Here is a 25,269-nt window from a genome sequence, read left to right as displayed (position 1 = left end):
ACCGGCCGCGGCGCGGCCGAGTCGGAAACTACGCTACGTTATCGCTTGTATTTTTGATCGGCGCGCCCAGCAAGGTCGCAGCTTTGGGACCGAAAGGGACGGCGGCGATGGCGCGACGACAGAAATCGTCGATAGATGAATTACTTACGTGTTTCTGCGCGTTTTCTGCGCTATTTCTGAAATCAGCCTATTTTGGTGGGTGTGGCAATATTGCCACATATCATCAACGCTCTCGCGCCAATGCGTCGAGCGCCTGGCCGAGCCCGCGGAAGGAGACCGGCAGCAAAGCGTCCTGCCCGGAGGCGCTCTTGAAGGCGATGCGCCCCATGCCGTCATAGCTCCGCCAACGGGCGAGCGTCTGCTCGGCGAGCGCGGCGCTGGCGAAACATCCGGCCTGGGCGCAACGCCGCCAGACGAGATCGAGCGGCAGCGGGTCGGCGTCGCTCATCGTCACGCGCGGGACGGCCTGAAAGGCGACATTGACCGGCACGACGATCGTCATGGCCATCGCGTCATTGGCGTCGGGCTTGCCGAAGGCGATTTCCGCGATCGTCGCGCTCTTGTCCTTGACGAGGACGGATTGCAGGATCTCGCAGCTGCGACGCGGCTGTTGCGGGGCGTCGGCGGCCAGACAGCGCAGCTGCCAATCGCCGAACAGGCGCGGCGCTTCGGCCGCGGGCGCTTGCGCCGCTTTGGCGGGAGCGGCTTTGGCGGGCGCAGTCGAATGGGCCGCGGGCCGTTCCACCGCATGAACGATCTGCGGGACACACAGGAAAACAGCCAATGCGATAGAACGAGCCATAGAGCGAACCATGACGAGCCTCGACGCGCGAAGACGATCGAATGCGCAATATGGCCCTTAAGTAGCCCAGCCGTCGCCCGCCCTCAAGCTCGGCGAATCGGCGCGCCGCTCAAAACCCGTCGCCGCCGGCGCTGGCCACAGGGGCGATCGAGGTCAAAGCGACGAGCGCTATGGCGACGACGAGCAGCAAACTCGCCGCCAGCGTCAGACGCGACGTCGTGATCTCGTCGTCGGGATGAACGGCCTCGGCGCGCTTATATCCGGTGATCATGGCGCGCACGAGATTCTCGCGCTTGACCACCACATAGGCGATCACCGCCGCGACATGAATGAAGACGGCGGCCGCCAGCACATAGAAGCCCTTTTTGTGCAGCGAGGTGAGCAGGAGGCTCGTTTCCTTGCTCACCGCCCCCGCGAAGGGGCCGACATTGAAAATCTCGTCATTCGCGAACAGACCCATCGTCGCCTGCGCCAAAAGGCCGAGCAGCAGAGCGACGACCATGAGCGCGCCGAGCGGATTATGCCCGGCGTAGAGGGGCGCCTCGCCGCGCAGCAGGCTCCGCGCATAGAGCGACGCCTCGCGCGGATGCCGCAAAAAGCTCGCGAAACGCGCATGCTTGGCGCCGAACATGCCCCACAGCACGCGGAAAACGACGAGCGCGAGGACGGCGTAGCCGAATCGGACATGCCAATCGAACCAGGCCACCCCGAGCCTGTTGGTCACATAGGCGCCGATGAACGAGACGACGAGCGACCAGTGGAACAGCCGCACCGGCAGATCCCAGACCAGACGCTTTTCTTTCGATTGCGCGGCCGCCGCCTTTGTTTCGGGCGGCCTGTCGATCACCGTCATCGTTCGTCTCGTTGCGCTATTTCGACTTTTTGCACCGGACTTTGCGGCTACCGGACGCTACGGCTACCGGGCGCTACGGCTACTTGGCCTTGTAAGAGTCGTGGCAGCCCTTGCAATCCTGACCGAGGTTCGCCACGGCGGTCTTGAAGGCTTCCGTCGCGCCCTTCTCCTTGGAGATCGTGTCGGCGAAGACGTGGGCGTCTTCCTTGAATTTGGCGAGCTTCTTGTCGAACTCCGCCTTTTCCTTCCAGAGTTCGGCCTTCGCCTTGCTGTCCGGCTCGCCGACATTGGAAATCTCGGGGAAGGACTCGTCGAGCAGGCCCACGAGATAGGCGATGCGCTCGGCGCGTTTCTTCGCCTCGGCCTCGTCATAGGGGGCGTTGCCCCGGGCGACGGCGCCGAACCAGCGGAAGAAATTACCGATGAGCGTGAATTCCGCCCGGCGATTCTCGACCGCGATTTTCGCCGGAGAGGGGCCGGGCGCCTGCGCAGAGGCGGAGGTCAGAGCGACACAGCTCGCGATGAGCGCGCCGCCGAGGAGAAGGGCGCGCGCGCGCTTCGAATACAGACTCATAATCGTCCCTTTTTGCCGAAGTTGAACGCAATGCTCAAATCTTGCCGGGCTTGTGGCTCTCTTGCCACCGCCGCACGAATTCGAGCGTCTCCGAGACATGCTTGATCGGGTCCGAGCTCACATAGGTCAAGCCGATTTTGCCGTCCGGCGTCACGACATAGGAGATGCGGTCGGAAACCGTATCGCCATTCTGCGTCGGGCGATCGCGCTTGGCGTCGTAGGCGTTGATGACGGAAAAATTCGCGTCGGCCGCCACCGGGAATTTGTCGCGACACTCTTTCGTCGAGAAATCGCGCTGCGTCTCGATCGTATCGGCGGAGACGCCGATCAGCGAGGCGCCGGCCGCGGAGAAATTGTCATAATTCTCGGCGAACTCATGCGCCTCTATGGTGCAGCCGCGCGTGAAGGATTTGGGATAGAAGTAGAGCACCACGGGTCCTTTCTTCAGCGCCTCCGCCAGAGAAAAGACGAAGTCCTTTCCACCGATGGCGGCGGGCGCGCTGAAATCGGGCGCTTCAGCGCCCGTCTTCAAGGCCGCGGAGGCCGGGGAGGCCGCGAAAGCGGCCGAGAGAATCAAAGCAGAAAGTACTGCAGCTTTACGCATGGCTTCGCCTCACTTCGCGCCATTGGTGGTCGCCACTGCGGCGGCAGCGGCTGCGGGAGCCGCGGCCGTCGCGGCCGGAGCCGGCGGCGCGAGCTTCGTCAGAATTCCGCCTTCGTCCTGATAATCGAGCACGCCGATCGCGCCGACGACATGATAGCCGAGGCCGGCGAGAATATCGCCCACCGCGCCAGCGCGATGCGCGCGATTGGACACTGTGACGATGAGCCGATCGCGCGGGATGTAGGAGAGAGATTTCTGAACTTCTTTGGTCTGAATGCTCAGATAGACCGGGAAGCCGCCATTCTTGGTCAGCTCGTCGGGCCGGCGAATATCCAGCACCAGCAGATCTTCCGGCTTCGCCAGCAGGGCGTCGAAGGCGGCGCGATTGAGGCGGAGCGTCTTATAGGTATAGGCCGGGTCGTTGGCCGGGGTGACGGGCGCGGCCGCAGGGGCGGCGGGCGCTACGGCCTGCTGCGCCGTGGCGCCGGCGGTGAGCAGCGCCGTCGAGGCGGCGCCGAGCGCCAGGCCGAAGATGAGCGTCGAGATTTTCATGGCTTTTCCTTATTCGTTCTCAGGCGCGCAGACGGGCGTTGAAGAAATCGACGGTGCGCTTCCAGGCGAGCTCGGCCGCCGCGGCGTCATAGCGCGGCGTCGTGTCATTATTGAAACCGTGCTGCACGCCCGGATAGACGAAGGCCTGATAATCGACATGAGCGGCTTTCAGCGCCGCCTCATAGGCCGGCCAGCCGGCGTTGATGCGATCGTCGACGCCGGCGTATTGGATGAGCAGCGGCGCCTTGATCTTCGCGACCTCCTCGGCCGGCGGCTGCGCCCCATAGAAGGGGACGCCGGCGGCAAGATCGGGGAGCTTGGTGGCGAGGAAATTCACCACGCCGCCGCCATAGCAGAAGCCGACCGCGCCGACCTTGCCATTGCCGATCGGACAGGTTTTCAGCGCGCCATAGGCGGCGATGAAATCATTGCGCGTCTTGGCCTGATCGAGCTTGGGGAAGAGCTCGCGCGCCTTGTCCTCGTCGCCGGGATAGCCGCCGAGCGGCGCCAGCGCATCCGGCGCGAAGACGACGAAATTGTCGAGCGCGAGGCGGCGCGCAATGTCTTCTATATGCGGATTGAGGCCGCGATTCTCGTGGATGACGAGCACGGTCGGCAATTTGCCTTCGACCTTGGCGGGATGGACGAAATAGCCCTTCACCACTCCATTGCCGTCGGGCGAGGGAACCTCGAGCGTCTTGCCGGCGATGCGCGGATCATCCTTCTTCACCACCTCGGCCGCGGCGAAGCGCGGCAGCAGCTCCTCGAGGAAAACCGTGGCGGCGGCGGCGCCGACGGCGCATGTCTTGGCGCCGTCGATGAAGCCGCGGCGGTCGATGTCGCCATGCACGAAGAGATCGAAGAGCTTCAATATTCCGGGCGGGAACTCGTTTGCGGTCTTACGCGTCATCGTTCGTATCCTCGGGTCGTATCTTCGGGGTCAGCGTGCGAGGCGGGGCTTGTAGATCTCATGGCAGGTTTTGCAGACTTGCGTCGCCTCGCGCGCGGAGGCGGCGGCGGCGTCGAACTCGCCTTTTTCGACTTTCTGAACGACGTCGGTGATGAGGCGCGATCCGTCGCGGGAGATCGCCACGGCGTCGTCCTTGCCGCGCTTGGCGAAATAATCCTCCGTATAGCGGAAGCCATCGAGAAGGACTTCGGCGTCCTCCTTGGCGGCTTGCGAATTTTGCGCGGTGATGTCCGGCTCGAAATATTTGATCGTCTTTTCGAGGTCGCGCATCAAATCGTCGTCGTAGTCGCGCAGATCCAGCGCGGCCAGCGCCGGCGTGGCGAGCAGGACGGCGCACAGGGCCGAACGCGAGAAGACCGAACGCGAGAAGACAATGCGATAGGCGGACGTGCGGCTCATGACGCTTTTTGCGATCCTGCTCGTGGTTTCGAATGCGCAGAGGCTCGTTCTCGCGGCGGTCGGGCGCCGCGAGTTCGGGTCGTGTGTCGCGCCGGAGCTTTGAAGCTCCGGCGTCTTTCGTCAGGCGAGAATGTCGTTCACGACCTTGCCGTAGACGACCGTCGGACGCTCGGCGCGGCCGGCGCGCAGATAGATCGTCTTGAGGTGATCGAGGCCGAGGAGCTGCAGCACGGTCGCATGCAGGTCATAGGTGTCGACAGGGTTTGCGACGGTCTTGAGGCCGAGGTCGTCGGTGCGGCCATAGGTGATGCCGTGCTTCAGGCCGCCGCCGGCGAGCCATTGCGTATAGCCCCACGGATTGTGGTCGCGACCGTCGCCGCTCTGGCCGTAAGGCGTGCGACCGAACTCCGACGTCCACACGATGAGCGTGTCGTCGAGGAGGCCGCGCGACTGAAGATCGGCGAGCAGGCCGGCGATCGGCTTGTCGATCGCGCGCGCATGAGCGCCGTGATTGCGCTCGAGCTGGCGATGCGCGTCCCAATTGGCGTCGTCGCCCTGGCCGAGGCCGGCGATGGGTCCCGACACGACATGCACGAAGCGCACATTGCGCTCGACGAGACGGCGGGCGCGCAGCAGCACGGTGCCCATGTCGCGCGTCGCTTCGTCGTCGAGACCGTAGAGCGCCTTGGTGGCCTCGGTCTCCTTCGACAAATCGACGGCCTCTGGCGCGGTCGCCTCCATGCGATAGGCGAGGTCGTAGGAGTTGGTGCGCGCGGCGAGCTCGCTGTCTTCGGGACGCTGAGCGGAGCGGATGTCGTTCAGCTGATGCAGAAGATCGAGGCTCTCGCGCTGCTGCTGCTGGCCGATCAGCTCCGGCGGCGCCTGATGCAGGATCGGCTGCGCGCCAGGACGGAACGCCGTGCCCTGATAGACCGCGGGCAGAAAACCCGAGCTCCAATTGACCGAGCCCGCGCGCGGCTCGCGCTGGCCGCCATAGAGCACGACATAGGGCGGCAGATCAGCATTGGCCGAGCCGAGCGCATAGGCGACCCAGGCGCCGAGCGACGGACGGCCCGGGCTCAGATCGCCGGTGTTGAGCTTCAGGATCGAGATGTCGTGCGTGGCGCCGACGGTGACGCTCGATTTGACGAAGGTCAGCTTGTCGGCTTGCTGCGCGAGATTGGGCAGCAGGTCCGAGAACCAGGCGCCGCTCTGGCCATACTGCTTCCAGGTCCGCTTCGATGCGAAGAGCTTGCCGACGCCGCCCTGGGTGCTCGTCTTGATGCCCTCGAGGAAGGAGGCCGGAATATCCTGGCCGGCCAGACGCTCGAGCTCGGGCTTATAGTCATAGAGATCGATGGTGCTGGGCGCGCCGTCGAGATGCACCCAAATGACCGATTTCACCTTGGCAGGAAAATGTGGCTGCTTGGGCGCAAGCGGATCGACGAAAGTCGCCGCATTGGCGTCCGGAACGCCGAACCAGCCGCCGCCCGGCATCATTCCGCTGACGGCGAATCCGCCAACTCCATAAGCTGCGCTGCGCAGCCACTCACGACGCGATGTCTTGATGAGCATATGCCTGCTCCCCTCGGTTCAGATTGTCCGGTTGTCTCTTTAGAAGCGGTAGACGAAATCGTTGCTGTTCACGACAGTGTGCACGAGATCGACGAAAGCGGAGGCGCGCAGCGGATCGACGAAATGCGCTTTCGTCGTCACCGGCACCGCGATCGAGAACTTGCCGTTCTCCGCCTTGGCGGCGATCGTCTTCTGATGCTGGTCGAGGAAGGCGTGCAGCGCCTGGCGTTCCGTCTCCGTCGGCTTGCGGCCGAAGAGCACGAGATAGAGCCTGTCGAATTGCGCCGCCTCATTGTCGCCGGCCTCCTCGATCACGCGTCCCGCGAGAGCCTGCGACCACTGGAAGATGATGTCGCTATTGTAGAGCGTGAGCGCCTGCAGCGGCGTCGTCGTCACATCCCGCTTGCTGTGAATCTGCTGCGGATTCGCCATGTCGAAGGTTTCGAGCAGCGGATAGGGCAGGCTGCGACGCGTGAAGATGTAGAGGCTGCGACGCGTATAGTCCTGCGGGTCCTTCGAGGTCGTCCAAGCGGGATCGGCGTTGAAATTGCCGCCGCCGGCGAAATTGGCGGGAACGGGCGGGAACACGCTCGGACCGCCGATGCGCTCATTGAGCTTGCCGGACGCCACGAGGATCGAATCGCGAATCTCCTCGGCCTCGAGACGCTTGCGCGGGAAGACGGCGAGCAGCTTGTTCTCCGGATCGGCCTTGGCGACATCCTCTCGATAGTCGGACGATTGCCGATAGGTCGCCGAGAGCAGAATGGAGCGATGCAGACTCTTCACGCTCCAGCCATCCTTCACAAAAGTGAAGGCGAGCTGATCGAGCAGCTCCTGATTGGTCGGCTTGTCGCCGGCCTTGCCGAAATCGCTGACCGTGCCGACAATGCCCTTGCCGAAATATTGGTTCCACACGCGATTGACGAAGACGCGCGCCGTGAGCGGATTCTTCTCGCTCACCAGCCAATCGGCGAGCGCGGTGCGGCGGCCGGAGGAGGTCGCCGTCGGCTTGATGTCGGGCAGCTCGCTCGTGATGCCCTCCGGGAAGGCGGGCTGCACCTCGTCGAGCGGCTTCTCATGATTGCCGACGAAGAGAATATGCGTGGGCGGCGCATCGGCGTGGCCGAGCTCGGTGGCGGCGGTGAAGTTCAGCGACCCTTTGTTCGAGCGCAGATTCTGGAACTTGCGCAGCTCCTGCGTGAGCTTCTGATACTCCTCGGCCTTTTTGACGATCTCGTCGCTGTGCTCCGGCGCGCTCTTGTCGTCGGCGGCGTAGCGCAGGAAGCCGGCGAGCGCAGTGTCGTCGGTCACCACGTCGAGCCGGTGATTGACCCAGCGGTCCATCGCGTTCCACTGGTCCTTCGCCTTGAAGATCGACTCGCGGCTGTCGGTCAGATAGCGCTCCTTATGATATTTGAGCGCCGCCTCGCGGACCGAGTCGATGATCTCCTTCTGCCGCGCGCGAATGGACTTGGTCGCCTCGTTATACGCCGCCTGCTCCTTCTGGAACTCGGCCTCGACCTCGCCTTTCTTGGCGGGGATTTTCTCATCGAAAGCGGTGTTGGCGAAGAAGGCCTGCAGCGAATAATAATCCTTCTGCGTGAATTTGTCGGTCTTGTGATTGTGGCAGCGCGCGCAGCCGACCGTCGTGCCGAGGATCGCCTGACCGACGGTGTCGACCATATCCGTGGTGATCTGATATTTGCGCTGCACCAGATCGCGCGAGTTGCTGTTGTCCGGATAGCCGGCGAGGAAGCCGGTCGCGACCAGCAGCTCCTGATTGCCCGGCGCGATCTCATCCGCCGCGAGCTGCTCGCGGACGAACTGCGAATAGGACTTGTCCTCGTTGAACGACTTGATCACGTAATCGCGATACCGAAACATGTTCGGCCGGTTATTGTCGTTCTGAAAGCCGGTGCTGTCGGCGTAGCGCGCGAGATCGAGCCAGAAACGAGCCTGGCGCTCGCCATAGCGCGGCGAGGCGAGCAGACGGTCGACGAGCTTCTCATAGGCGTCGGGGCTCGTATCGCCCTCGAAGACCGCGACCTCGTCGGGAGTGGGGATGAGACCCCAGGAGTCCAGCGTCGCGCGGCGGATGAAAGTGGCGCGATCGGCGTCGGGCGAGGGCGTCAGGCCGCGCGCCTCGATCTTGGAGAGCACGAAAGCGTCGAAGGACGAGCGCGTCCAATCGGTCTTCTGCACTTTGGGCGCGAAGGGCTGGTAGACCGACTGCCACGCCCAATGCGGCTTGCTGGCGCGCGGCGATTCGGCGGTGGCGGCGGCCGGCGTCTTTTGTTCCTCGGCGATCGCGAGAGCCGCCACGGAGGCGCTCATCAGCATTGCGATCACGGATCGTTTGAAGGTCTTCGTCATGCCCGCAACCTCGTTTTCTCTGTATTGCCGATAGGCGTCATATGCTTACGAGAAGCGACCGTGTTCCGACGACGCGCTCGGCGCGCACGCGTCGTCGTGGCTAGAAGGGGACTTTAAGCGCGAATATCGATTAAGTCTACAAAGAAGATCAACTTATAGTCGGAAAAAAGCCGCATCCGGCGGTGGCGCAGATCGCGGCGGCGCGTGGGGAAGGAGGCGCCTCCGCGATTCACGACATGCGGGGCGCGACAAATGTCAAATTTCGTAGCAGAGGGCCACTTTCTCGGCGAGATCGCGCACATGGGCGAGCGAGCAATTGTCGAGCACGCCCGATAGCGCGCGTTGCGCGTCCTGCATCACGAGGCGGACGGCGCATTTCTCTACATCGACGCAATCGTCGCAGGGCTGATAGCGCGTCTTGCTGGCGCAGGGGAGCGGCGCCAGCGGGCCGTCGAGCGCGCGAATAATATTGCCGACGGAGATCGTCTCGGCGGGACGGGCCAGCGTATAGCCGCCGCCCTTGCCCATTTTCGAGCTCACATAACCGAGATTGCGCAATTCGCAGAGGATGGCGTCGAGAAATTTTTTCGGTATGCGCTGCGTGGTCGCGATCTCCTGGACCGGCACGGTGCGGCCCGGCTCGAAACGCGCCAGATAGGTCATGGCTTTGATGCCGTATTTGCCCTTTTTCGTCAGCACCGCGCCACCCCGTCTACAAAAACAGTAGACTATTGGCGACAGCGCGGGAAGTCAATAAAGACGGTGGAGTTTATCCAGCGCTCAGAAAAAGCCGGCGCGTCCGCTCTGCAGGCGCAAGAGCGCGGCGACCAGCGCGTCGACGTCGGCGCAAGTGTTGTAGAAGGCCAGCGACGGCCGCACCGTCGCCTCGAGGCCGAAGCGGCGCAAAATCGGCTGCGCGCAATGGTGGCCGGCGCGCACCGCTATGCCTTCGCGATCCAGCGCCTTGCCGACATCCTCGGTGCGATGGCCGTCGAGCACGAAGGAGAGCACGCTCGCCTTCTCCGCCGCCGTGCCGATGAAGGTCAGCCCCGGCACGATCCGCATCTTCTCGGTCGCGTAGAGGAGGAGATCATGCTCATAGCGGGCGATCACCTCCATGCCGATCGATTCGATATAGTCGAGCGCGGCGCCGAGACCCACGGCGTCGGCGATATTGCCGGTGCCGGCCTCGAAACGCTCCGGCGGACCCTGATAGATGGTCTTCTCGAAGGTGACGTCGGCGATCATATTGCCGCCGCCCTGCCAGGGCGGCATGTCGGCGAGGACGTCGTCCTTGCCATAGACGACGCCTATGCCCGTCGGGCCGAACACTTTATGGCCGGAGAAGACGAAGAAATCGCAGTCGATCGACTGCACGTCGACCGGCATATGCGAGACCGATTGCGCGCCGTCGATCAGCACGCGGGCGCCATGGCGATGCGCCATCGCCGTGATCTCGCGCACCGGCGTCACCGTGCCGAGCGCATTGGAGACCTGCGTCACCGAGACGATTCGCGTCTTGGGATTCAGCAGCTTCTCGTATTCCTCGAGGATGATCTGGCCGCGGTCGTCCACCGGGGCGACGCGCAGCCGCGCGCCTTTCTCGGCGCAGAGCTGCTGCCAGGGCACGATATTGGCGTGATGCTCGAGCCAGGAGACGACGATCTCGTCGCCCGCCTGCACATTGCGCCGGCCCCAGGCCTGGGCGACGAGATTGATCGCCTCGGTCGCGCCGCGCACGAAGATGATGTCCTTCATCGAGGGCGCCTTCAGAAAGCGGCGCACCTTCTCGCGCGCCGCCTCATAGGCGTCGGTCGAGCGCGCCGCCAGCGCATGGGCGGCGCGATGAATGTTGGAATTCTCATATTCGTAGAAATGCGCAAGACGGTCGATGACCGCCTGCGGCTTTTGCGTCGTCGCGGCATTGTCGAGCCAGACCAGCGGCTTGCCATGCACCTGCTGCTGCAGGATGGGAAAGTCGCGCTTCACCGCATAGGGGTCGAAGGCGGCTCTGCTCGCCGGCGCGCTGGCGGCGAGCTGCGGCGCGAAGCCTTGCGGCTCCGGCTGCGCCGTCGTCGGCGCGGCCGGAACGGCGCCGGCGCGATCGAGGAAATAGAACGAATCGCTCGCCGCCGGGCCGGCGGCGCCGGGCGCGAAGCTGCGCTCCTGGCCGGAGATTTCCGGCATTGCGACATTGGGCGTCCCCAGCGCGAAAGCGTCCGACACGCGATGCGGATCGGCCTCCGAGGGTCCGGAATAGGCGAAGCTCTCCGGCGCGACATCGGGCGCAGAGGCCGGCGCGATATCCGCATCATAGCGGTCGACGAGGGAGAGCGACGGCTCCGCGGGAACGGAGCCCGGCGCGACCGCGGGCGCGCGCTCGCTCAGGAAATAGAGATTGTCGGCGGGCCCCGCCTTCACGCCGCCCGGAACGGCGTCCGCGTCATAGCCGCCATAGGGGGCCGGCGCCTGCATGGGCGCAGCGCCGCCATATTGCGCGAGCGAGTTGGGAATGGCGGAATAATCGATCGCCGCCGCGGCGGGGCTTCCCGGCTCGAAAGCGCCGGCCGAGGCGCCCGGCTGCGGAACATCCGAGAGACCATTGGGCGGAACCGCCGGCTGTAGGCCGACCGGCGCCGAGGGAGCCGAGAGATTGGGCGTCGGCGCGATGGAGGGAATCGTCGTCGGCGGAACGTCGGGCGGCCCCAGCGGCGGGCGCGCGGGCGCGTAGGGCGCGACGCTGGTCACGACGGAGGGCGCGGGCGGCTCGGGCTGCGTCGGCGGCACGATCGGCGCGCCGGGAGAGAGCGTCGCCGGAGACTCGCTGGACGAAGCCTGCGGCGAGGCCTGGAAAAAAGCATTGGCGAGGCGGGCGATCATGGCCGGATCGGGAAAGGCCGGCGCTCCATGGCGCGTCAGCGCCTCCTCGGAGGGCGCGTCCGGCGCGCTCGCGCCGAAGGCCGCGGAATTGGAGGGCGCAGAAGACATGATCGCTCTCTCTCGAACAGTTCGGAAATAGCGCGCCGGCGGCGGATCTCCGCCGGCGCGAGCGGCTCTGGGCCGAAAGATCAGACGTATTTGTCGCCGTAATCGTGGAACTTGCCCACCTCGACGCCCTCGAGCACGCCGAGCGCGTCATGGGTCAGCACGGCGGCCGAGCAGTAGAGCGAGATGAGATAGGAGGCGATCGCCTTGCGGTTGATGCCCATGAAGCGAACCGAGAGGCTCGGCGCGACCTCGCCGGGAATGCCCGGCTGGAACAGGCCGATCACGCCCTGCTTCTTCTCGCCCGTGCGCAGCAGCAATATGTTGGTCTTGCCCGCCTCGTCGATGAACAGCTTGTCGCTCGGCACCAAGGGCAGGCCGCGCCAGGTGACGAAGGGCGAGCCGAACAGAGTGACCGTCGGCGGCGGCACGCCGCGGCGGGTGCATTCACGCCCGAAGGCCGCGATGGCGCGCGGATGCGCGAGGAAGAAGGCCGGCTCCTTCCAGACCTTGGCGATGAGCTCGTCGAGATCGTCCGGCGTCGGCGCGCCCGTCCGCGTCCTGATTTTCATGGACGGATGCACATTGGCGAGCAGGCCGTATTCGGCGTTGTTGATGAGCTCGCTCTCCTGCCGCTCCTTGACCTTCTCCGTGAGCAGGCGGACCTGCTCCTGGATCTGATCGTAAGGATGGCTGTAGAGGTCGGAGACGCGGGTCTGCACGTCGAGCACGGTCGTGACCGCATTCATCGAATATTCGCGCGGATGATCCTCGTAATCGACGAAGGTCTCCGGCAGATCGGCGTCGCGGTCGCGGGCCGGGCTGCAGGTCACGTCGGCGTCGGTGAGGGCGCCCTCCTCCTTGACGCGGTTCAGCCGGTAGATGCCGGCCTCGACAGGCGTCCAGGGCAGAAAGGACACCAGCCAGCGCGGCGTGATGCCCGACCACTGCGCTCTGGTCTTGGTCGCATTGGCGAGCTGGCGGGCCGCAGATTCGCTCAGCGTCCGCCGGACTTCGGGTTCGGTGGTCATGGGTTATTCCTCGGGCGGTTGAACGAAACGCCCGGCGTCCGCGAAGCTCTCGCCACGCGACGCCGATGAACGTCGGCCGTCATCGAAAAAAGCGCGGCGGGACGAATCCGAACCGCGAGCAACAACTATAGACCGCCCCCGACAAAATCAATCATATTCGAAGTAGAAAATTTTACTACTATCAGATACTTACGTTTATTTATTCACCTACTAGACGTCTATAAGAACCATGTACTGTATGTGCGTTTCGAGCTGCGGCTCAGACATCATCCTCGCCCGCCTCGGCGCCGGCGTAGGACAAGACGAGAAAGATCGTCGCCGGCGTCTCGCCGAGATTGCGATAGCTGTGCGGCACATCGGCGAGGAAGTCGACCGCGTCGCCCGCTTCGAGCCGAACCGGCGGCTCGCGTCCCGCGACGATCTCGATCTCGCCCTGCGAGACCACCAGCGTCTCCTTCGCGCCCGGCGCATGCGCTTCGGCGCGCTCCAGATGCAGCGGCGCTATCGTGACCTCGTAGAATTCGACCGGCCGCGCGCTGTCATAGGGAAACAAAGGGCGGGAGAGGAAATTGCCGTCCTGCGAGCCGATCACGCGCGGACTGGCCTTGCGCATGACCAGCACGCCGCTGCGCTCCTGCGAGGCGACGAGGCTTCCGAACGGGACGCCGATCGCATTGGCGACCCGCCACAAATGCGCGATCGTCGGCGCTTTCGATCCCGTGACGATCGATCGCAATTCGTCCAGGTCGACGCCGCTCAGTTCGGCGACGCGCTCGAGCGTGCGGCCCTTGCGCGTGAGCAATCGCTCGAGCCGCCGCGCGACCGTGTCGGCGAGGCGCTCGGAGCCTTCGGATTCGTTGCGGGGCGGCTCGGCGTCGGACGAACGTCTGAATCTAGTCATCGACAAGTCCTATTTTCTAAATATTTTTTAATCTGCCGCTTCGGTCCCGGTCAAGAATTATGACGGGTCTCCGGCGATTCTTCTCGAGGCGCGACCTATTCGCCACACTGCGGATTTTTCGTTCTTTTTATTGTCTTTCCAGAGAAAGGTCCGTGCGCCTCGCCCCGTCGATGCGACAGAATTCGTCCGCCCGCCATACTCGAGCGCAGCGCTTGACTGCTCATAAATTCTATAACAATGATCGATTTATCATCCCATTCGGGATGACCCGCCAGAATTTCGCCTTCCCTGGAGAGACTATGCCGTCGAAAATCCTCGCTTCCTTGGCCGCCGTCGGCGCCCTCGCCGCGGCGCTGGCTCCGGCCCATGCCGAGCTCGTCACGCAGAAGGTCCTGTCCACGCCGGTCGCGCTCGCCATCGCGCAGACCGCCTATGACGTCTGCTATCAGCAGGGCTATCGCATCTCGGTGACTGTCGTGGGCGAAGAGGGCCAGATCCTCATCGCCATCCGCGGCGACGGCTCCTCGCCGCATACATTCGAGAACAGCCATCGCAAGGCCTACACCTCGCGCACCTTCCGCACGCCGTCGGGCGAATTCGCGCAGCGCGTGAAGGACAATCCGACGCTCAGCGCCGTGCATCTCGCCAATGTGATCGCGGCGCAGGGCGCTCTGCCGATCAAGGTCGGCGATGTGGTCGTCGGCGGCGTCGGCGTCTCCGGCGCGCCGGGCGGCGACAAGGACGAAGCCTGCGCCAAGGCCGGCATCGAAAAGGTCGCCGACCAACTCAAATAATACGACAGACCGGAGAGCCGCTCGTCCGAGCGGCTCGTCGTCCTCAGTGAGACGAAAAGAGAGCCGCTCGGACGAGCGGCTCTCCTGCTCAATCCACGGGCAGGCGCAGCCTTATCTCGTCGACGAAAGCCGCGAGGCAGCGCTTCACCGTGTCGAATTGCGCGGTGGTGGGAGCCATCGCTATGCCATGCACGCCGAACTCCTCGTTCAGGCTGTTCACCCGGTCCGCGACCTCCTTGAAGCTGCCGATCAGCGACATGGACAAAAGCGCCTGCGGATCGAGCGTTTCGCCTGCGCCGCCGCTTTCTGCATTGTTGGCGTTGGCCTTGGCGCAATAGTCCTCGAGATAGGGCGTCGCGATCGCCACGGCCTCGTCGCGTTCCTGTGTCGCAAAACCAAATCGCGCCAGCACCAGACGCGGATCGGCGCCCGGAACCTCATCGCGATAAATGCCGAGGATGCGATGCAGCTCGTCATTCGTGCAGGTCGCCGACGCCATGAGCCCATAGCCCTTGCGTGCGGCGAGGCGGATCGTGCTCTCTTCCGTCGTCGCGATCCAGGTCGGAATTTTCTGCTCCGGCCGTGGCGAGAGGGTCAGCTTCTCGACCTGGAAATATTTGCCCTTATGCGTGACCTCGCTCTCCAGCAGCAGGCGCTCGATGAGCTCCAGCGCCTCCAGGCCACGCTCGTTGGCGTCTTCCGGGGCGACGCCGAAATTGACCGTCTGCTTGGGAAAATCGGCGCCGCTGGCGACGCCGAAGCTGAACCGGCCCTTGGTCAACAAATCGATGCTGGCGACATCTTCGGCGAGCTGGATCGGATCGCGCAGCGCCGGCAGAAAGGACGCCGAGCCGATGCGCGCCCGCATGGTGACGCCGGCCGCATAGCCGAGCATGACAGAGTTGGCGCCGCGCGGAAAATGATCGTCGAAATGACGTTCGGCGAACCAGATGTCTTCGAAGCGCATGCGCTCGGCTTCGCGCACCAATATGAGCTGGCGCGTCAATGCGCGACCCGCCTCCGAGGTCGGATTGTCGAACAGGCACAGGTAACCAAAACGCGGATTCATTGCGCCGCTCCAGCTGGCCCGGCCAGACGCCGGGGAGATCGAGCGAAGACGTGCAACAACCGAGCCGCCCGTGCGAGAACCCCGATTTTTCTGCGCTGAACGGCGGGATTCCGCCTTTGAGGCGGTTTTGCCCGCGCTTTCGACGCGAGGTCCGCGTCGGAAATGCGACAACGCCGGGACGACGCCCACGATGACGCCCGCTCGAGGTCGCGCCTCTTGTATCCTATTCGCGGCGCAACCATAATCGCGCCCCGATCAGGGGCTGCGCGCTTTCGCGCGAAGGCCGTTCGCTGAGAAGGGGTCTCCTCGTGGTGCAAGACACGACGACCGGCGCATCCGCGCCGACGCGCAATTTTTTCGCCCGCAAGAGCGTAGACGAAATTCTCGCCGAAAATCATCTCGGGGAAGGCGGCAATTTCGCGCGCGCACTCGGGCCCGTCTCGCTCACCGCGCTCGGCATAGGCGGCATCATCGGCGCCGGCATTTTCGTGCTCACCGGCACGGTGGCGGCGAAATTCGCCGGGCCGGGCGTCGTCATCTCCTTCGCGCTCGCCGGACTCGCCTGCGCCTTCGTCGCGCTCTGCTATTCCGAACTCGCGGCGCTCATCCCCGTGTCGGGCAGCGCCTACACCTACACCTACGCCACGCTCGGCGAGATTTTCGCCTGGATCATCGGCTGGGATCTGGTGCTGGAATATGGCCTCGGCGCCGCCACTGTGGCGGTCGGCTGGGCGGGCTATTTCAACCGCGTTCTGCATGGAATAGGGCTCGATCTGCCGCCACAATGGACGACGGCCTATTTCGCCGATCCGAGCCATGCGGGCGCGGCGGCCGGCCACGGCTTCTTCAACGTGCCGGCGGCGCTGGTGATATTGGCGCTCTCGTTTCTGCTCGCGCGCGGCACGCGCGAATCCTCGCTGTTCAATAATGTCATCGTTTTCGTGAAGCTCGGCGTCGTGCTGATCGTGATCGTCTTCGGCGTCTCCTATATCGACACCGCGCATTGGACGCCCTTCGTGCCCGAGAACACAGGCGAGTTCGGCCATTTCGGCTGGAGCGGCGTGCTGCGCGGCGCCTCTGTCGTGTTCTTCTCCTATATCGGCTTCGACGCCGTCTCGACGGCGGCGCAGGAGGCCAAGCTGCCGCAGCGCGATGTGCCGATCGGCATTATCGCCTCGCTGGCCATCTGCACGATTTTGTTCATCGGCGTCGCCGGCGTGGCGACGGGCGTCGTCTCCTACACGGCGCTGAATGTGCCGGACCCGATCGCCGTGGCGATGGACGCGACCGGCGCCGGCTGGATGGCCTGGGTGGTCAAGTTCGGCGCGCTGGCCGGCCTCACCACCGTCATTCTGGCGCTGCTGTTCGGCCAGACGCGCGTCTTCTACTCCATGGCGCATGACGGAATGCTGCCGTCCGTCTTCGCGCGGCTGCACCCGGTCTGGAAGACGCCGGCGATCAGCCAGATGGTCGTCGGCGTGCTGGTGGCGATCACCGCCGGCCTCTTCCCCATCGAGATCCTCGACGAGATGGTGTCGATCGGCACGCTCTCGGCCTTCGCGCTGGTCTGCGGCGCGGTTCTCTATCTGCGCCGCCACAATCCCGAGCTGCATCGGCCGTTCCGCGCGCCGGGCATTCCATGGGTGCCGATCTGCGGCATTTTCTCCTGTCTCGCGCTGATGGCGGCGCTGCCGATCGAGACCTGGATCCGGCTTTTCGTCTGGATGGCGGCCGGCCTGGCGCTCTATTATTTCTACGGCAGCCTGCGCACGCGCCGCAGGTGATCGCGTGATCGCGCCGGCCATACTCTGGTTTCGGCGCGATCTGCGGCTCGCCGACAATCCCGCCCTGAGCGCGGCCGTCGCCTCCGGCGCGCCGCTGATCCCCTTGTTCATTCTCGATACGGCCGAGGGCGGCGATTGGCGGCTCGGCGGCGCCTCGCGCTGGTGGCTGCGCGAGAGCCTCGCCGCGCTCTCGGGCGAGCTGAAGCGCCTCGGCGCGCCGCTGACGCTGCGGCGCGGGGAGGCCGCATCCGAACTCCTGCGCCTCATCGAGGAAACGGGCGCCTCCGCGGTCTATTGGAGCCGCGTCTACGAGCCCTGGGCCATGGCGCGCGACGCGCGGATCGAGACGGCGCTGCGCGAACGGGGCGTCTCGGCGCAGAGCGGCGCCGGCGCATTACTCGCCGAGCCGGGTTCGGTCCGCAACGCCGAGGGGCGACCCTTCCGCGTCTTCACGCCCTTCTGGCGCGCGCTCACGGAAAGGCTGCAGCCTGCCCCGGCCCTGCCCGCGCCCAAACGCCTGCCCGCGCCCAAACGCCTGCGCGCCGGCTCCGCTCCGGCGAGCGAGCGGCTCGAGGATTGGCGCCTCCAGCCGAAGAGGCCCGATTGGGCCGCGGGTCTGCGCGAGAGCTGGCGACCGGGCGAAGCGGCGGCGCAGCGGCGGCTCGACGATTTCCTGGCGGATGGGATCGACGCCTACGCCCGCCTGCGGGATTTTCCCGCCGAGGACGGCGCCTCACGCCTGTCGCCATATCTCCACTGGGGCGAGATTTCGCCACTGCAAATCTGGCGCGCGGCCGCCGCCGCGCCCGAGGAGGGGCGCCGGGCCTTTCTACGCGAGCTCGGCTGGCGGGAATTCTGCCACCATTTGCTCGCCGCCAATCCCGAAATGCCGGACGCGCCGCTCGATCCCGCCTTCGCGCGCTTTCCCTGGGCGAGCGACGCGCGCGCTCTCGCCGCCTGGCAAAAGGGCGAGACGGGCTATCCGCTGGTCGACGCCGCCATGCGGCAGCTCTGGCGCACGGGCTTCATGCATAATCGCCTGCGCATGGTCGCGGCCTCTTTTCTGGTGAAGCATCTTCTGCTCCCCTGGCGGGAGGGCGAGCGCTGGTTCTGGGACACGCTCGTCGACGCCGATCTCGCGAATAATTCCGGCAATTGGCAGTGGGTCGCCGGCTGCGGCGCCGACGCCGCGCCTTATTTCCGCATTTTCAATCCTGTGCTGCAGGGCGAGAAATTCGACGCCGAGGGGGCCTTCGTGCGCCGCTTCGTCCCGGCGCTCGCGCGCCTCGACGCCAAATATATTCACAAGCCCTGGGCCGCGCCTGAACGCGCGCTCCGCGACGCGGGCGTCGTGCTCGGCGAGACCTATCCGCGCCCGATCGTCGATCACGCGGCGGCGCGCCAGCGCGCGCTCGCGGCTTACGCGACGATCCGCGTCCGCCCCCCGCTCTAGGACCGTCGCATTCAGAGAAGAAGCGACGCGCCCTCTCGCGCAGCCGGGAATTTCTATCTCCCTTCCCTCTTGGTCGGATTCCCTCTAAACAGCCGGGCCATGATCTGGCTCCTCTTCGCTCTCCTGACCGGCGCCGCAGTGATGAGCGTGTTGTGGCCGCTCGCGCGCAAAAGCGACGCCGCCGACGCCGCGGCCTCCGACATCGCCTTTTTCGAGCAGCAGATCGCCGAGATCGACCGCGAGAGCGCCGAGGGGCGCCTCGCCGCCGCCGACGCCGAAACCGCGCGGACCGAGGCCGCCCGCCGCTTATTGCGCGCCCGCGGCATGGGCGTCGGCGCGGCCTCTTCCTCCCGCCGCAATGCGCTGGTCGCGGCGGCCGGCGCGATCCTGCTGATCCCCGCCTTCGCGCTGCTGCTCTATGGCAAGCTCGGCCATCCGAACCTGCCGGACGCCGCGCTCGAGGCGCGGCTCGAGGCCAAGCCCGGCCATAGCGACATAGCGAGCGCAGTGGCGCGCATAGAGGCGCATCTCGCCGAGCATCCGGAGGATGGGCGCGGCTATGAGGTGATCGCGCCCTTCTATCTGCGCAACGGCCGCGCCGCCGAGGCCGCCGCCGCCTATGAGAAGGCGCTGCGCCTGCTGGGGCCGACGCCGCATCGCTACAATGCGCTGGGCGAAGCGCGCGTGCTCGCCTCCGAAGGCCGCGTGACGCCGGAAGCCATACAGGCATTCGAGGCGGCGCTGGCGCTCGACCCGAAATCCGCCATGGCCCGCTTCTATATCGGACTCGAGGCGGCGCAGAACGGCGAGCGCGAGAAGGCCGAGAATGTCTGGTCCGAGTTGCTCGCCGACGGGCCGGCCGACGCCCCCTGGCGTCCGCGCGTCGAGGCGCTGCTCGCGCAATTGCGCGGCGCGCCGGCGGCCGAGGCGCCGCAGGCGAGCGAGGAAGGCGCGAAGATCGCCGCAATGCCCGAGGGCCAGCGGCTGGACGCCATTCGCTCCATGGTCGAGCGGCTGCGCGGCAAGCTCGAGCAGGATGGCGCGGATGTCGACGGCTGGCTGCGGCTCATCCGCGCCTATAGCGTGCTGGCCGAGACCGAAAAAGCGAAGACCGCGCTGGGCGGCGCCCGCAAGGCGCTGGAGCAGGACAAGGACGGGCTCGCCCGCGTCGACGCTCTGGCGCGCGAATTGGGCGTGGGAGGATGACGGAATGACTCGCAAGGGCAAGAGGCTCGCGCTCATCTCCGGCGCGCTCGCGGTTCTGGCGGCGGCCGTCGGCCTCGTACTGTTCGCGCTGCGCGACAATATCGTGTTTTTCTATTCGCCCGCCGAGCTCGCGCAAAAGCATGTCTCGCCGGGAACGCGGCTGCGCATCGGCGGCCTGGTGAAAGAAGGCACGGTCGCGCGCAGCGAGGATCGCAATGTCGCCTTCACCGTCACCGACAAAACCGCCGATTTGCGCGTGAGCTATAAGGGCCTGCTGCCCGATCTCTTCCGCGAGGGTCAGGGCGTCGTCGTCGACGGAACGCTCGGCGCCGACGGCGGCTTCCGCGCCGACAGCGTGCTGGCCAAGCACGATGAACGCTACATGCCGCGCGAGGTCGCCGATGCGCTGAAGAAGCAAGGCGTGTGGCAGGGCGCGGGAGGAGAGGCCAAGAAATGATACGGCTTCCGGGCGATCGCCGCCGATGCGGGCCTGAAGGCTCGCGGTCCAGAGACCGCGGATCGCGAGCCTTCAGGTTCGCTCTCATTCACCTGCGAACCGATCGCGCGGAGGCGAAATGATCGTCGAGACCGGCCATTTCGCGCTCGTCCTGGCTCTGGCCCTGGCGCTCGCGCAGGCGATTCTTCCCTTCGCCGGCGCGCGTCTGCGCGATGTTTCGCTGATGCGCGTCGCCCGCCCCGTGGCGGTGGCGCAATTCCTTCTCGTCGCCTTCGCCTATGGCGCGCTCACTTACGCGCATGTCGTCTCGGATTTCTCGCTCGTCAATGTGATCGAGAATTCGCATTCGCTGAAGCCGATGATCTACAAAATCTCCGGCGTCTGGGGCAATCACGAAGGCTCCATGCTGCTGTGGGTGCTGGTGCTCGCCGCCTGCGGCGCGGCCATCGCCCTGCTCTCGCGCGCCATGCCGGATTTGCTGCGCGCCGACACGCTGGCCGTGCAGGGGCTGATCGGCGCGGCCTTTCTCGCCTTCATCCTGCTGACGTCGAATCCCTTCGCGCGCGTCGCCGATCCGCCGTGGCAGGGCCGCGACCTCAATCCCATCCTTCAGGACCCCGGCCTCGCCATTCATCCGCCGCTGCTCTATCTCGGCTATGTCGGCTTCTCCATCGTCTTCTCCTTCGCCGCCGCGGCGCTGATCGGCGGACGCATAGACGCGGCCTGGGCGCGCTTCGTGCGACCCTGGACACTCGCCGCCTGGATCTTCCTCACGCTCGGCATCGCAATGGGCTCCTACTGGGCCTATTACACGCTCGGCTGGGGCGGCTTCTGGTTCTGGGACCCGGTCGAGAACGCCTCGCTCATGCCCTGGCTCGCCGGCACGGCGCTGCTGCATTGCGCCGCCGTGATGGAGAAGCGCGAGGCGCTGAAGGTCTGGACGATCTTCCTGTCCATTCTCGCCTTCTCGCTATCGCTGCTCGGCACTTTCCTCGTGCGCTCGGGCGTGCTCACGTCGGTTCACGCCTTCGCCAGCGATCCCGAGCGCGGCGTGTTCATCCTCGCCATTCTCGTGCTCTTCATCGGCGGCGCGCTGGCGCTCTTCGCCTTGCGCGCGAGCGCATTGCCGACAGGCGGCCTCTTCGCGCCGATCTCGCGCGAGGGCGCGCTGGTCGTCAATAATCTGCTGCTGACCACTGCCTGCGCGACCGTCGTCATCGGCACGCTCTATCCGCTCGCGCTGGAGGCGCTGACCGGCGACAAAATCTCGGTCGGCGCGCCTTTCTTCGATACGGTGATGATCCCGATCGCTTTGCCGCTCATTCTGCTGATGCCGATCGGACAAATGCTCGCCTGGAAGCGCGGCGATCTGAAAGCGGCGCTGCAGCGCCTGCGCGCGGCTTTCGCGGCCGGCGTCGTCGCGCTGGCGGCTTTCGGCGCGCTCTATGGCGCGCCCGTCCTCTCGGTGGTCTCGGCCGGTCTCGCCGTCTATCTCATCGTCGGCGCCTTTACCGATATCGCGCAGCGCGCGACGCTCGGCAATGCGCTCGCGCGTTTGCGCGGCCTGCCGCTTTCGGCCTGGGGAACCGCCGTCGCCCATGCCGGCATGGGGCTCACCCTGCTCGGCCTCGCCGCGACGGGCTGGGGCGTCGAGCAGATCGTCGCCATGAAGCCCGGCGTCGCCTATGAGGTCGGGCCTTACCAGATCGCGATCGAGGACATCGCCTCGCGCGCCGGCCCCAATTACGCGGAGACCTATGCGGTGATGGCGCTGCGCAAGGGCTCGGAGACGATCGCGCGCCTGGAGCCGGCGAAGCGCTTCTATCAGGCGCGGCGCATGGCGCGCACGGAAGCGGGCATTGTCACGCTCGGCTTCGGACAGGTCTATGCGGCGCTCGGCGAGCAGCATGAGGACGGAACGCTGGATGCGCGGATCTATTACAAGCCGCTGGTGCTGTTGATCTGGCTCGGCGCCGTGGTGATGGCGCTCGGCGGCGGGCTCTCGCTGGCGGATCGGCGTCTGCGCATCGGCGTCGCCTCCCGCGTCCGCACGGCCGCGCAACCGCAGGCGGCGGAATGATGGCGATGTTGCGGAAACTTTCGGCTCTCCCTTCTCCCGCGCACGGGAGAAGGTGGTCCCGCCATAGGGCGTCCGAAAGGACGCCCGTCGCGAGCGCCGGGCTAATGGCGGGGTCGGATGAGGGTCCCGCAGGCCCTCACCCGACTCGACTTCGTCGAGCCACCCTCTCCCGCAGGCGGGAGAGGGGCGCGCCCTTTCTTTTTTCGCTCGCGCTCGGCGTCGCGCTGCTATCTCCCGCCTTCGCCGTCGAGCCCTCCGAAATGCTCGCCGACCCCAAGCTCGAAGCGCGCGCGCGCGCCATCGCCAGCGAATTGCGCTGTCTCGTTTGCCAAAATCAATCGATCGACGATTCCGACGCGCCGCTCGCCAAGGATTTGCGCGTCATCGTGCGCGAGAGGCTGAAAGACGGCGCCAGCGACGCGCAGGTGCGCGACTATGTCGTCGCGCGCTATGGCGATTTCGTGCTGCTGCGCCCGCCCGTCAAGCCGGAGACGCTGCTGCTCTGGGCCGCGCCCGGACTGGCGCTGCTCGGCGGCGTCTGGGCGATCTACGCCGCCGTGCGGCGCGGACGGCGGCGCAGCGACGCCGCCGGCCTGACGCAGGAAGAGCGCGCGCAATTGCAGGCGCTCGGCGTCTCCACAGAGCGCAAAGAGCCGTAAGCCCTTCGTCGAACGCCGCGATCAGTTATCGAAAGCATATGCTGCCCGAAGGGGCGGGGCTCTCACCCCGCCCGCTCGATCGCCTCTTCCAGCGTGTCGCCCGCGCCGACCTGCGTCTCGAACAGCCGCCGATAGACGCCGCCGGGCAGGCGCAGCAACTCGTCATGCGCGCCGTCCTCGACGATGCGGCCATGGTCGAACACCAATATGCGGTCGAGCCGCCGCACCGTCGACAGACGATGCGCGACGACGATCGTCGTGCGTCCCGCCGATAATTGCTCGATCGCCGCCCGAATATGAAATTCGGACACGGAATCGAGCGAGGAGGTCGCCTCGTCCAGCACCAATATCGGCGTCGCCGCGAGGATCGCCCGCGCGATCGCCACACGCTGGCGCTCGCCGCCCGAGAGCTTCACGCCGCGCTCGCCCACCAAAGTCCCATAGGCGTCGGGCAGGCCCTCGATGAAGATATCGGCATGGGCGAGGCGCGCGGCTTCCGCGATCTCGTAGCTCGCCGCCCCGGGCCGGCCATAGGCGATATTCTCGCCGAGCGGTCGGTGGAACAGGATCGGCTCCTGCGCGACAATGCCGATCGCCTGGCGCAGCGAGGCCTGCGTCGCCGTGGCGATGTCGCGCCCGTCGATGAGAATGCGGCCCGCATCGAGATCGAACTGGCGCTGCAAAAGCTTGACGAAGGTCGTCTTGCCGGCGCCCGAGGCGCCGACGAGGCCGACGCGCTCGCCGGGCGGGATCGTCAGAGAGAAATTCTGATAGAGCGGCTTGCGCGCGTTCGGATAGCCGAAGGTCACATTCTCGAAGACGATCTCGCCGCGCGACACGACGAGCGGCGTCGCGTCCGGCGCGTCTACGACATCGGGCTCCTGCGCGGCGAATTCGACGACATCCTCCATCTCGTTGACGGCGCGCTGCAGATTGCGCACATGCTCGCCAATGTCGCGCAAATAGCCGTTGATGAGCCCCTGTATGCCGATGAGGCTCACCACATCGCCCGTCGTCATGCCGCCCTGCGACCACAGCATCAGCCCGCAGCCGAGCAGCGTCGCCTGCATGGCGATCATCACGATCGCCTGCAGCAGCCCGACCGTGGAGCCGCGATACCAGGAGACGAGCGTGCGTCTGCGCCATTCGGCGACGAGCGCGCCGAAGCTCTCGTCCTCGCGCGCTTCGGCGGCGAAGCCTTTGACGATCTGATTGCCGGTGATCGAATCGGCGAGCCGCGCGCTCATCGTGGAGTCGAGCGCCTGCGAGATCTGCGCGGCGGGACTGATCCAGCCGAGCGACAGGCCGACTCCCAGCGCCAGAAACAGCGCTATGCCGATCGCCACGACGAGGCCGAGCAGCGGCCAGCGCCAGGACAAGAGGCAGGTGATCGCGACGATGACCGTGGCCGCCGGCAACATGCCGAAGATGAGCGTGTCGCTCAGCGAGTCGAAAGCCCAGACGCCGCGGGTGATCTTGCGCACCGTCGCGCCGGCGAAGGCGTTGGCGTGCCAATCGGCGGAGAAGCGCTGCACGCGCGCAAAAGCGTCGCGCACCAGCGCCGCCATCGCATGCGCCGCGACATGGCACACGGAGAAGGCGACGAAATTGCGCAGGCAATGAAACAGCAGCACCGTGCCGAGAAACACGGCGAGCGCGGCGAGCGCGGGAGCGAGCTCGCGGCTCTCGCCGGCGACGACATCGGCGAGATGGCCGGAGGCCACCGGAACGAAGACGTCGACGACATTGGAGACGAGGCGGGCGACGAGCATCGCCGCGAGTAGTCGCGGCGAGAGTAGCCAATAGCGGAGCGCGAAGCGCAGCGTGGTCAAATAGGCGGACATGGATCGCACGGGACGCGGAAACGTCCCGATCCCTCAATTGCGTGAATGGACGGAATGCGACGCGGGCTGGCGGCCCCGTCGCGGCTCGTTCCGGAAAGTCTTTCGTGAGAAAACCGTCAGGGCCGACAGGATCGGCCGTAAGACGCGCGCGAGAGAACAGCCCGGAAGTGTAGAACCGGGCTCACTGCCTGAACTCTCTAGGCGCGGCCCGGGGAACGACGAGACATGATGAATGTCATCATAGCGACTCCCCGATAGAGTGACGACCGCATCGCCTGTGCGATGCGACATATTGCAATGCAAT

22 protein-coding genes are annotated in these 25,269 nt (G+C 65.8%); 7 read left to right on the top strand and 15 right to left on the bottom strand.

Annotated elements, in window-relative coordinates; genetic code table 11:
* Positions 1-223: 223 nt before the first annotated feature.
* The 13 genes from AC6IY7_RS08550 to AC6IY7_RS08490 form a co-directional block, all read right to left on the bottom strand.
* Positions 224-745, bottom strand: coding sequence for an invasion associated locus B family protein (locus AC6IY7_RS08550; protein WP_497782625.1), 522 nt, complete (start codon positions 743-745; stop codon positions 224-226).
* A gap of 166 nt (positions 746-911) precedes the next feature.
* Entirely contained in the window at positions 912-1,655 is a 744-nt protein-coding gene (locus AC6IY7_RS08545; protein ID WP_497782624.1) for a cytochrome b/b6 domain-containing protein, read from the bottom strand.
* A 79-nt stretch (positions 1,656-1,734) separates the two neighbouring features.
* On the bottom strand, positions 1,735-2,229 hold the full coding sequence (locus AC6IY7_RS08540; RefSeq protein WP_497782623.1) for a c-type cytochrome: 495 nt from the start codon (positions 2,227-2,229) through the stop codon (positions 1,735-1,737).
* A 34-nt stretch (positions 2,230-2,263) separates the two neighbouring features.
* Entirely contained in the window at positions 2,264-2,833 is a 570-nt protein-coding gene (locus AC6IY7_RS08535) for a peroxiredoxin (RefSeq protein WP_497782622.1), read from the bottom strand.
* A gap of 9 nt (positions 2,834-2,842) precedes the next feature.
* Positions 2,843-3,385, bottom strand: a complete 543-nt coding sequence (locus AC6IY7_RS08530; protein ID WP_497782621.1) for a rhodanese-like domain-containing protein — start codon at positions 3,383-3,385, stop codon at positions 2,843-2,845.
* 19 nt (positions 3,386-3,404) lie between these two features.
* Complete coding sequence (locus AC6IY7_RS08525; RefSeq protein ID WP_497782620.1) at positions 3,405-4,295, bottom strand: dienelactone hydrolase family protein; 891 nt, start codon at positions 4,293-4,295, stop codon at positions 3,405-3,407.
* Positions 4,296-4,325: 30 nt separating this feature from the next.
* Complete coding sequence (locus tag AC6IY7_RS08520; RefSeq protein WP_497782619.1) at positions 4,326-4,754, bottom strand: hypothetical protein; 429 nt, start codon at positions 4,752-4,754, stop codon at positions 4,326-4,328.
* A gap of 120 nt (positions 4,755-4,874) precedes the next feature.
* Complete coding sequence (locus AC6IY7_RS08515) at positions 4,875-6,329, bottom strand: DUF1501 domain-containing protein (protein ID WP_497782618.1); 1,455 nt, start codon at positions 6,327-6,329, stop codon at positions 4,875-4,877.
* Positions 6,330-6,368: 39 nt separating this feature from the next.
* Positions 6,369-8,702, bottom strand: coding sequence for a DUF1549 and DUF1553 domain-containing protein (locus AC6IY7_RS08510; RefSeq protein ID WP_497782617.1), 2,334 nt, complete (start codon positions 8,700-8,702; stop codon positions 6,369-6,371).
* A 255-nt stretch (positions 8,703-8,957) separates the two neighbouring features.
* On the bottom strand, positions 8,958-9,401 hold the full coding sequence (locus tag AC6IY7_RS08505) for an RrF2 family transcriptional regulator (protein WP_497782616.1): 444 nt from the start codon (positions 9,399-9,401) through the stop codon (positions 8,958-8,960).
* Positions 9,402-9,482: 81 nt separating this feature from the next.
* Positions 9,483-11,690 carry a family 2A encapsulin nanocompartment cargo protein cysteine desulfurase gene (locus AC6IY7_RS08500; RefSeq protein ID WP_497782615.1) on the bottom strand — a complete coding sequence of 736 codons (2,208 nt, stop codon included), beginning with the start codon at positions 11,688-11,690 and terminating at the stop codon, positions 9,483-9,485.
* 80 nt (positions 11,691-11,770) lie between these two features.
* The gene (locus AC6IY7_RS08495) at positions 11,771-12,718 is read right to left on the bottom strand and encodes a family 2A encapsulin nanocompartment shell protein (protein WP_497782614.1); all 948 of its coding nucleotides are present in this window, start codon (positions 12,716-12,718) and stop codon (positions 11,771-11,773) included.
* 259 nt (positions 12,719-12,977) lie between these two features.
* Positions 12,978-13,619, bottom strand: coding sequence for a helix-turn-helix domain-containing protein (locus AC6IY7_RS08490; protein ID WP_497782613.1), 642 nt, complete (start codon positions 13,617-13,619; stop codon positions 12,978-12,980).
* Between the two features lie 299 nt (positions 13,620-13,918).
* Between AC6IY7_RS08490 and AC6IY7_RS08485 the strand changes: the two genes are divergently transcribed.
* On the top strand, positions 13,919-14,413 hold the full coding sequence (locus tag AC6IY7_RS08485) for a GlcG/HbpS family heme-binding protein (protein ID WP_497782612.1): 495 nt from the start codon (positions 13,919-13,921) through the stop codon (positions 14,411-14,413).
* A gap of 88 nt (positions 14,414-14,501) precedes the next feature.
* Here AC6IY7_RS08485 and AC6IY7_RS08480 read toward each other — a convergent pair whose 3' ends face one another.
* Positions 14,502-15,482, bottom strand: coding sequence for an LLM class flavin-dependent oxidoreductase (locus tag AC6IY7_RS08480; protein WP_497782611.1), 981 nt, complete (start codon positions 15,480-15,482; stop codon positions 14,502-14,504).
* A gap of 308 nt (positions 15,483-15,790) precedes the next feature.
* Between AC6IY7_RS08480 and AC6IY7_RS08475 the strand changes: the two genes are divergently transcribed.
* From AC6IY7_RS08475 to AC6IY7_RS08450, 6 genes are all read left to right on the top strand, one after another.
* Positions 15,791-17,266: an amino acid permease gene (locus AC6IY7_RS08475; protein WP_497782610.1), complete on the top strand. Its 1,476-nt coding sequence runs from the start codon at positions 15,791-15,793 to the stop codon at positions 17,264-17,266.
* Positions 17,267-17,270: 4 nt separating this feature from the next.
* The gene (locus tag AC6IY7_RS08470) at positions 17,271-18,719 is read left to right on the top strand and encodes a cryptochrome/photolyase family protein (protein WP_497782609.1); all 1,449 of its coding nucleotides are present in this window, start codon (positions 17,271-17,273) and stop codon (positions 18,717-18,719) included.
* Between the two features lie 99 nt (positions 18,720-18,818).
* Entirely contained in the window at positions 18,819-19,925 is a 1,107-nt protein-coding gene (ccmI, locus tag AC6IY7_RS08465) for a c-type cytochrome biogenesis protein CcmI (RefSeq protein ID WP_497782608.1), read from the top strand.
* Positions 19,926-19,929: 4 nt separating this feature from the next.
* Positions 19,930-20,382, top strand: a complete 453-nt coding sequence (gene ccmE / locus AC6IY7_RS08460; protein WP_497782607.1) for a cytochrome c maturation protein CcmE — start codon at positions 19,930-19,932, stop codon at positions 20,380-20,382.
* Positions 20,383-20,500: 118 nt separating this feature from the next.
* Positions 20,501-22,462 (top strand): heme lyase CcmF/NrfE family subunit, encoded by a 1,962-nt coding sequence (locus AC6IY7_RS08455; RefSeq protein WP_497782606.1) that lies wholly within the window; start codon positions 20,501-20,503, stop codon positions 22,460-22,462.
* Positions 22,463-22,722: 260 nt separating this feature from the next.
* On the top strand, positions 22,723-23,121 hold the full coding sequence (locus tag AC6IY7_RS08450; protein ID WP_497782605.1) for a cytochrome c-type biogenesis protein: 399 nt from the start codon (positions 22,723-22,725) through the stop codon (positions 23,119-23,121).
* Between the two features lie 62 nt (positions 23,122-23,183).
* Here AC6IY7_RS08450 and AC6IY7_RS08445 read toward each other — a convergent pair whose 3' ends face one another.
* Positions 23,184-24,965, bottom strand: a complete 1,782-nt coding sequence (locus AC6IY7_RS08445; protein ID WP_497782604.1) for an ABC transporter ATP-binding protein — start codon at positions 24,963-24,965, stop codon at positions 23,184-23,186.
* Positions 24,966-25,269: the final 304 nt, after the last annotated feature.

The organism is Methylosinus sp. is20ea, assembly GCF_059718135.1.
This window is presented reverse-complemented; position numbering and strand designations above follow the sequence as displayed.

Bases quoted from the DNA above. Each gene is read 5' to 3' on its own strand.
- AC6IY7_RS08500 (WP_497782615.1), bottom strand. From the start codon at position 11,690: ATGTCTTCTGCGCCCTCCAATTCCGCGGCCTTCGGCGCGAGCGCGCCG.
- AC6IY7_RS08520 (WP_497782619.1), bottom strand. From the start codon at position 4,754: ATGAGCCGCACGTCCGCCTATCGCATTGTCTTCTCGCGTTCGGTCTTC.
- AC6IY7_RS08445 (WP_497782604.1), bottom strand. From the start codon at position 24,965: ATGTCCGCCTATTTGACCACGCTGCGCTTCGCGCTCCGCTATTGGCTA.
- AC6IY7_RS08540 (WP_497782623.1), bottom strand. From the start codon at position 2,229: ATGAGTCTGTATTCGAAGCGCGCGCGCGCCCTTCTCCTCGGCGGCGCG.
- ccmI (WP_497782608.1), top strand. From the start codon at position 18,819: ATGATCTGGCTCCTCTTCGCTCTCCTGACCGGCGCCGCAGTGATGAGC.
- AC6IY7_RS08510 (WP_497782617.1), bottom strand. From the start codon at position 8,702: ATGACGAAGACCTTCAAACGATCCGTGATCGCAATGCTGATGAGCGCC.
- AC6IY7_RS08450 (WP_497782605.1), top strand. From the start codon at position 22,723: ATGCTCGCCGACCCCAAGCTCGAAGCGCGCGCGCGCGCCATCGCCAGC.
- AC6IY7_RS08515 (WP_497782618.1), bottom strand. From the start codon at position 6,329: ATGCTCATCAAGACATCGCGTCGTGAGTGGCTGCGCAGCGCAGCTTAT.
- AC6IY7_RS08530 (WP_497782621.1), bottom strand. From the start codon at position 3,385: ATGAAAATCTCGACGCTCATCTTCGGCCTGGCGCTCGGCGCCGCCTCG.
- AC6IY7_RS08525 (WP_497782620.1), bottom strand. From the start codon at position 4,295: ATGACGCGTAAGACCGCAAACGAGTTCCCGCCCGGAATATTGAAGCTC.
- ccmE (WP_497782607.1), top strand. From the start codon at position 19,930: ATGACTCGCAAGGGCAAGAGGCTCGCGCTCATCTCCGGCGCGCTCGCG.
- AC6IY7_RS08495 (WP_497782614.1), bottom strand. From the start codon at position 12,718: ATGACCACCGAACCCGAAGTCCGGCGGACGCTGAGCGAATCTGCGGCC.
- AC6IY7_RS08490 (WP_497782613.1), bottom strand. From the start codon at position 13,619: ATGACTAGATTCAGACGTTCGTCCGACGCCGAGCCGCCCCGCAACGAA.
- AC6IY7_RS08455 (WP_497782606.1), top strand. From the start codon at position 20,501: ATGATCGTCGAGACCGGCCATTTCGCGCTCGTCCTGGCTCTGGCCCTG.
- AC6IY7_RS08485 (WP_497782612.1), top strand. From the start codon at position 13,919: ATGCCGTCGAAAATCCTCGCTTCCTTGGCCGCCGTCGGCGCCCTCGCC.
- AC6IY7_RS08480 (WP_497782611.1), bottom strand. From the start codon at position 15,482: ATGAATCCGCGTTTTGGTTACCTGTGCCTGTTCGACAATCCGACCTCG.
- AC6IY7_RS08545 (WP_497782624.1), bottom strand. From the start codon at position 1,655: ATGACGGTGATCGACAGGCCGCCCGAAACAAAGGCGGCGGCCGCGCAA.
- AC6IY7_RS08535 (WP_497782622.1), bottom strand. From the start codon at position 2,833: ATGCGTAAAGCTGCAGTACTTTCTGCTTTGATTCTCTCGGCCGCTTTC.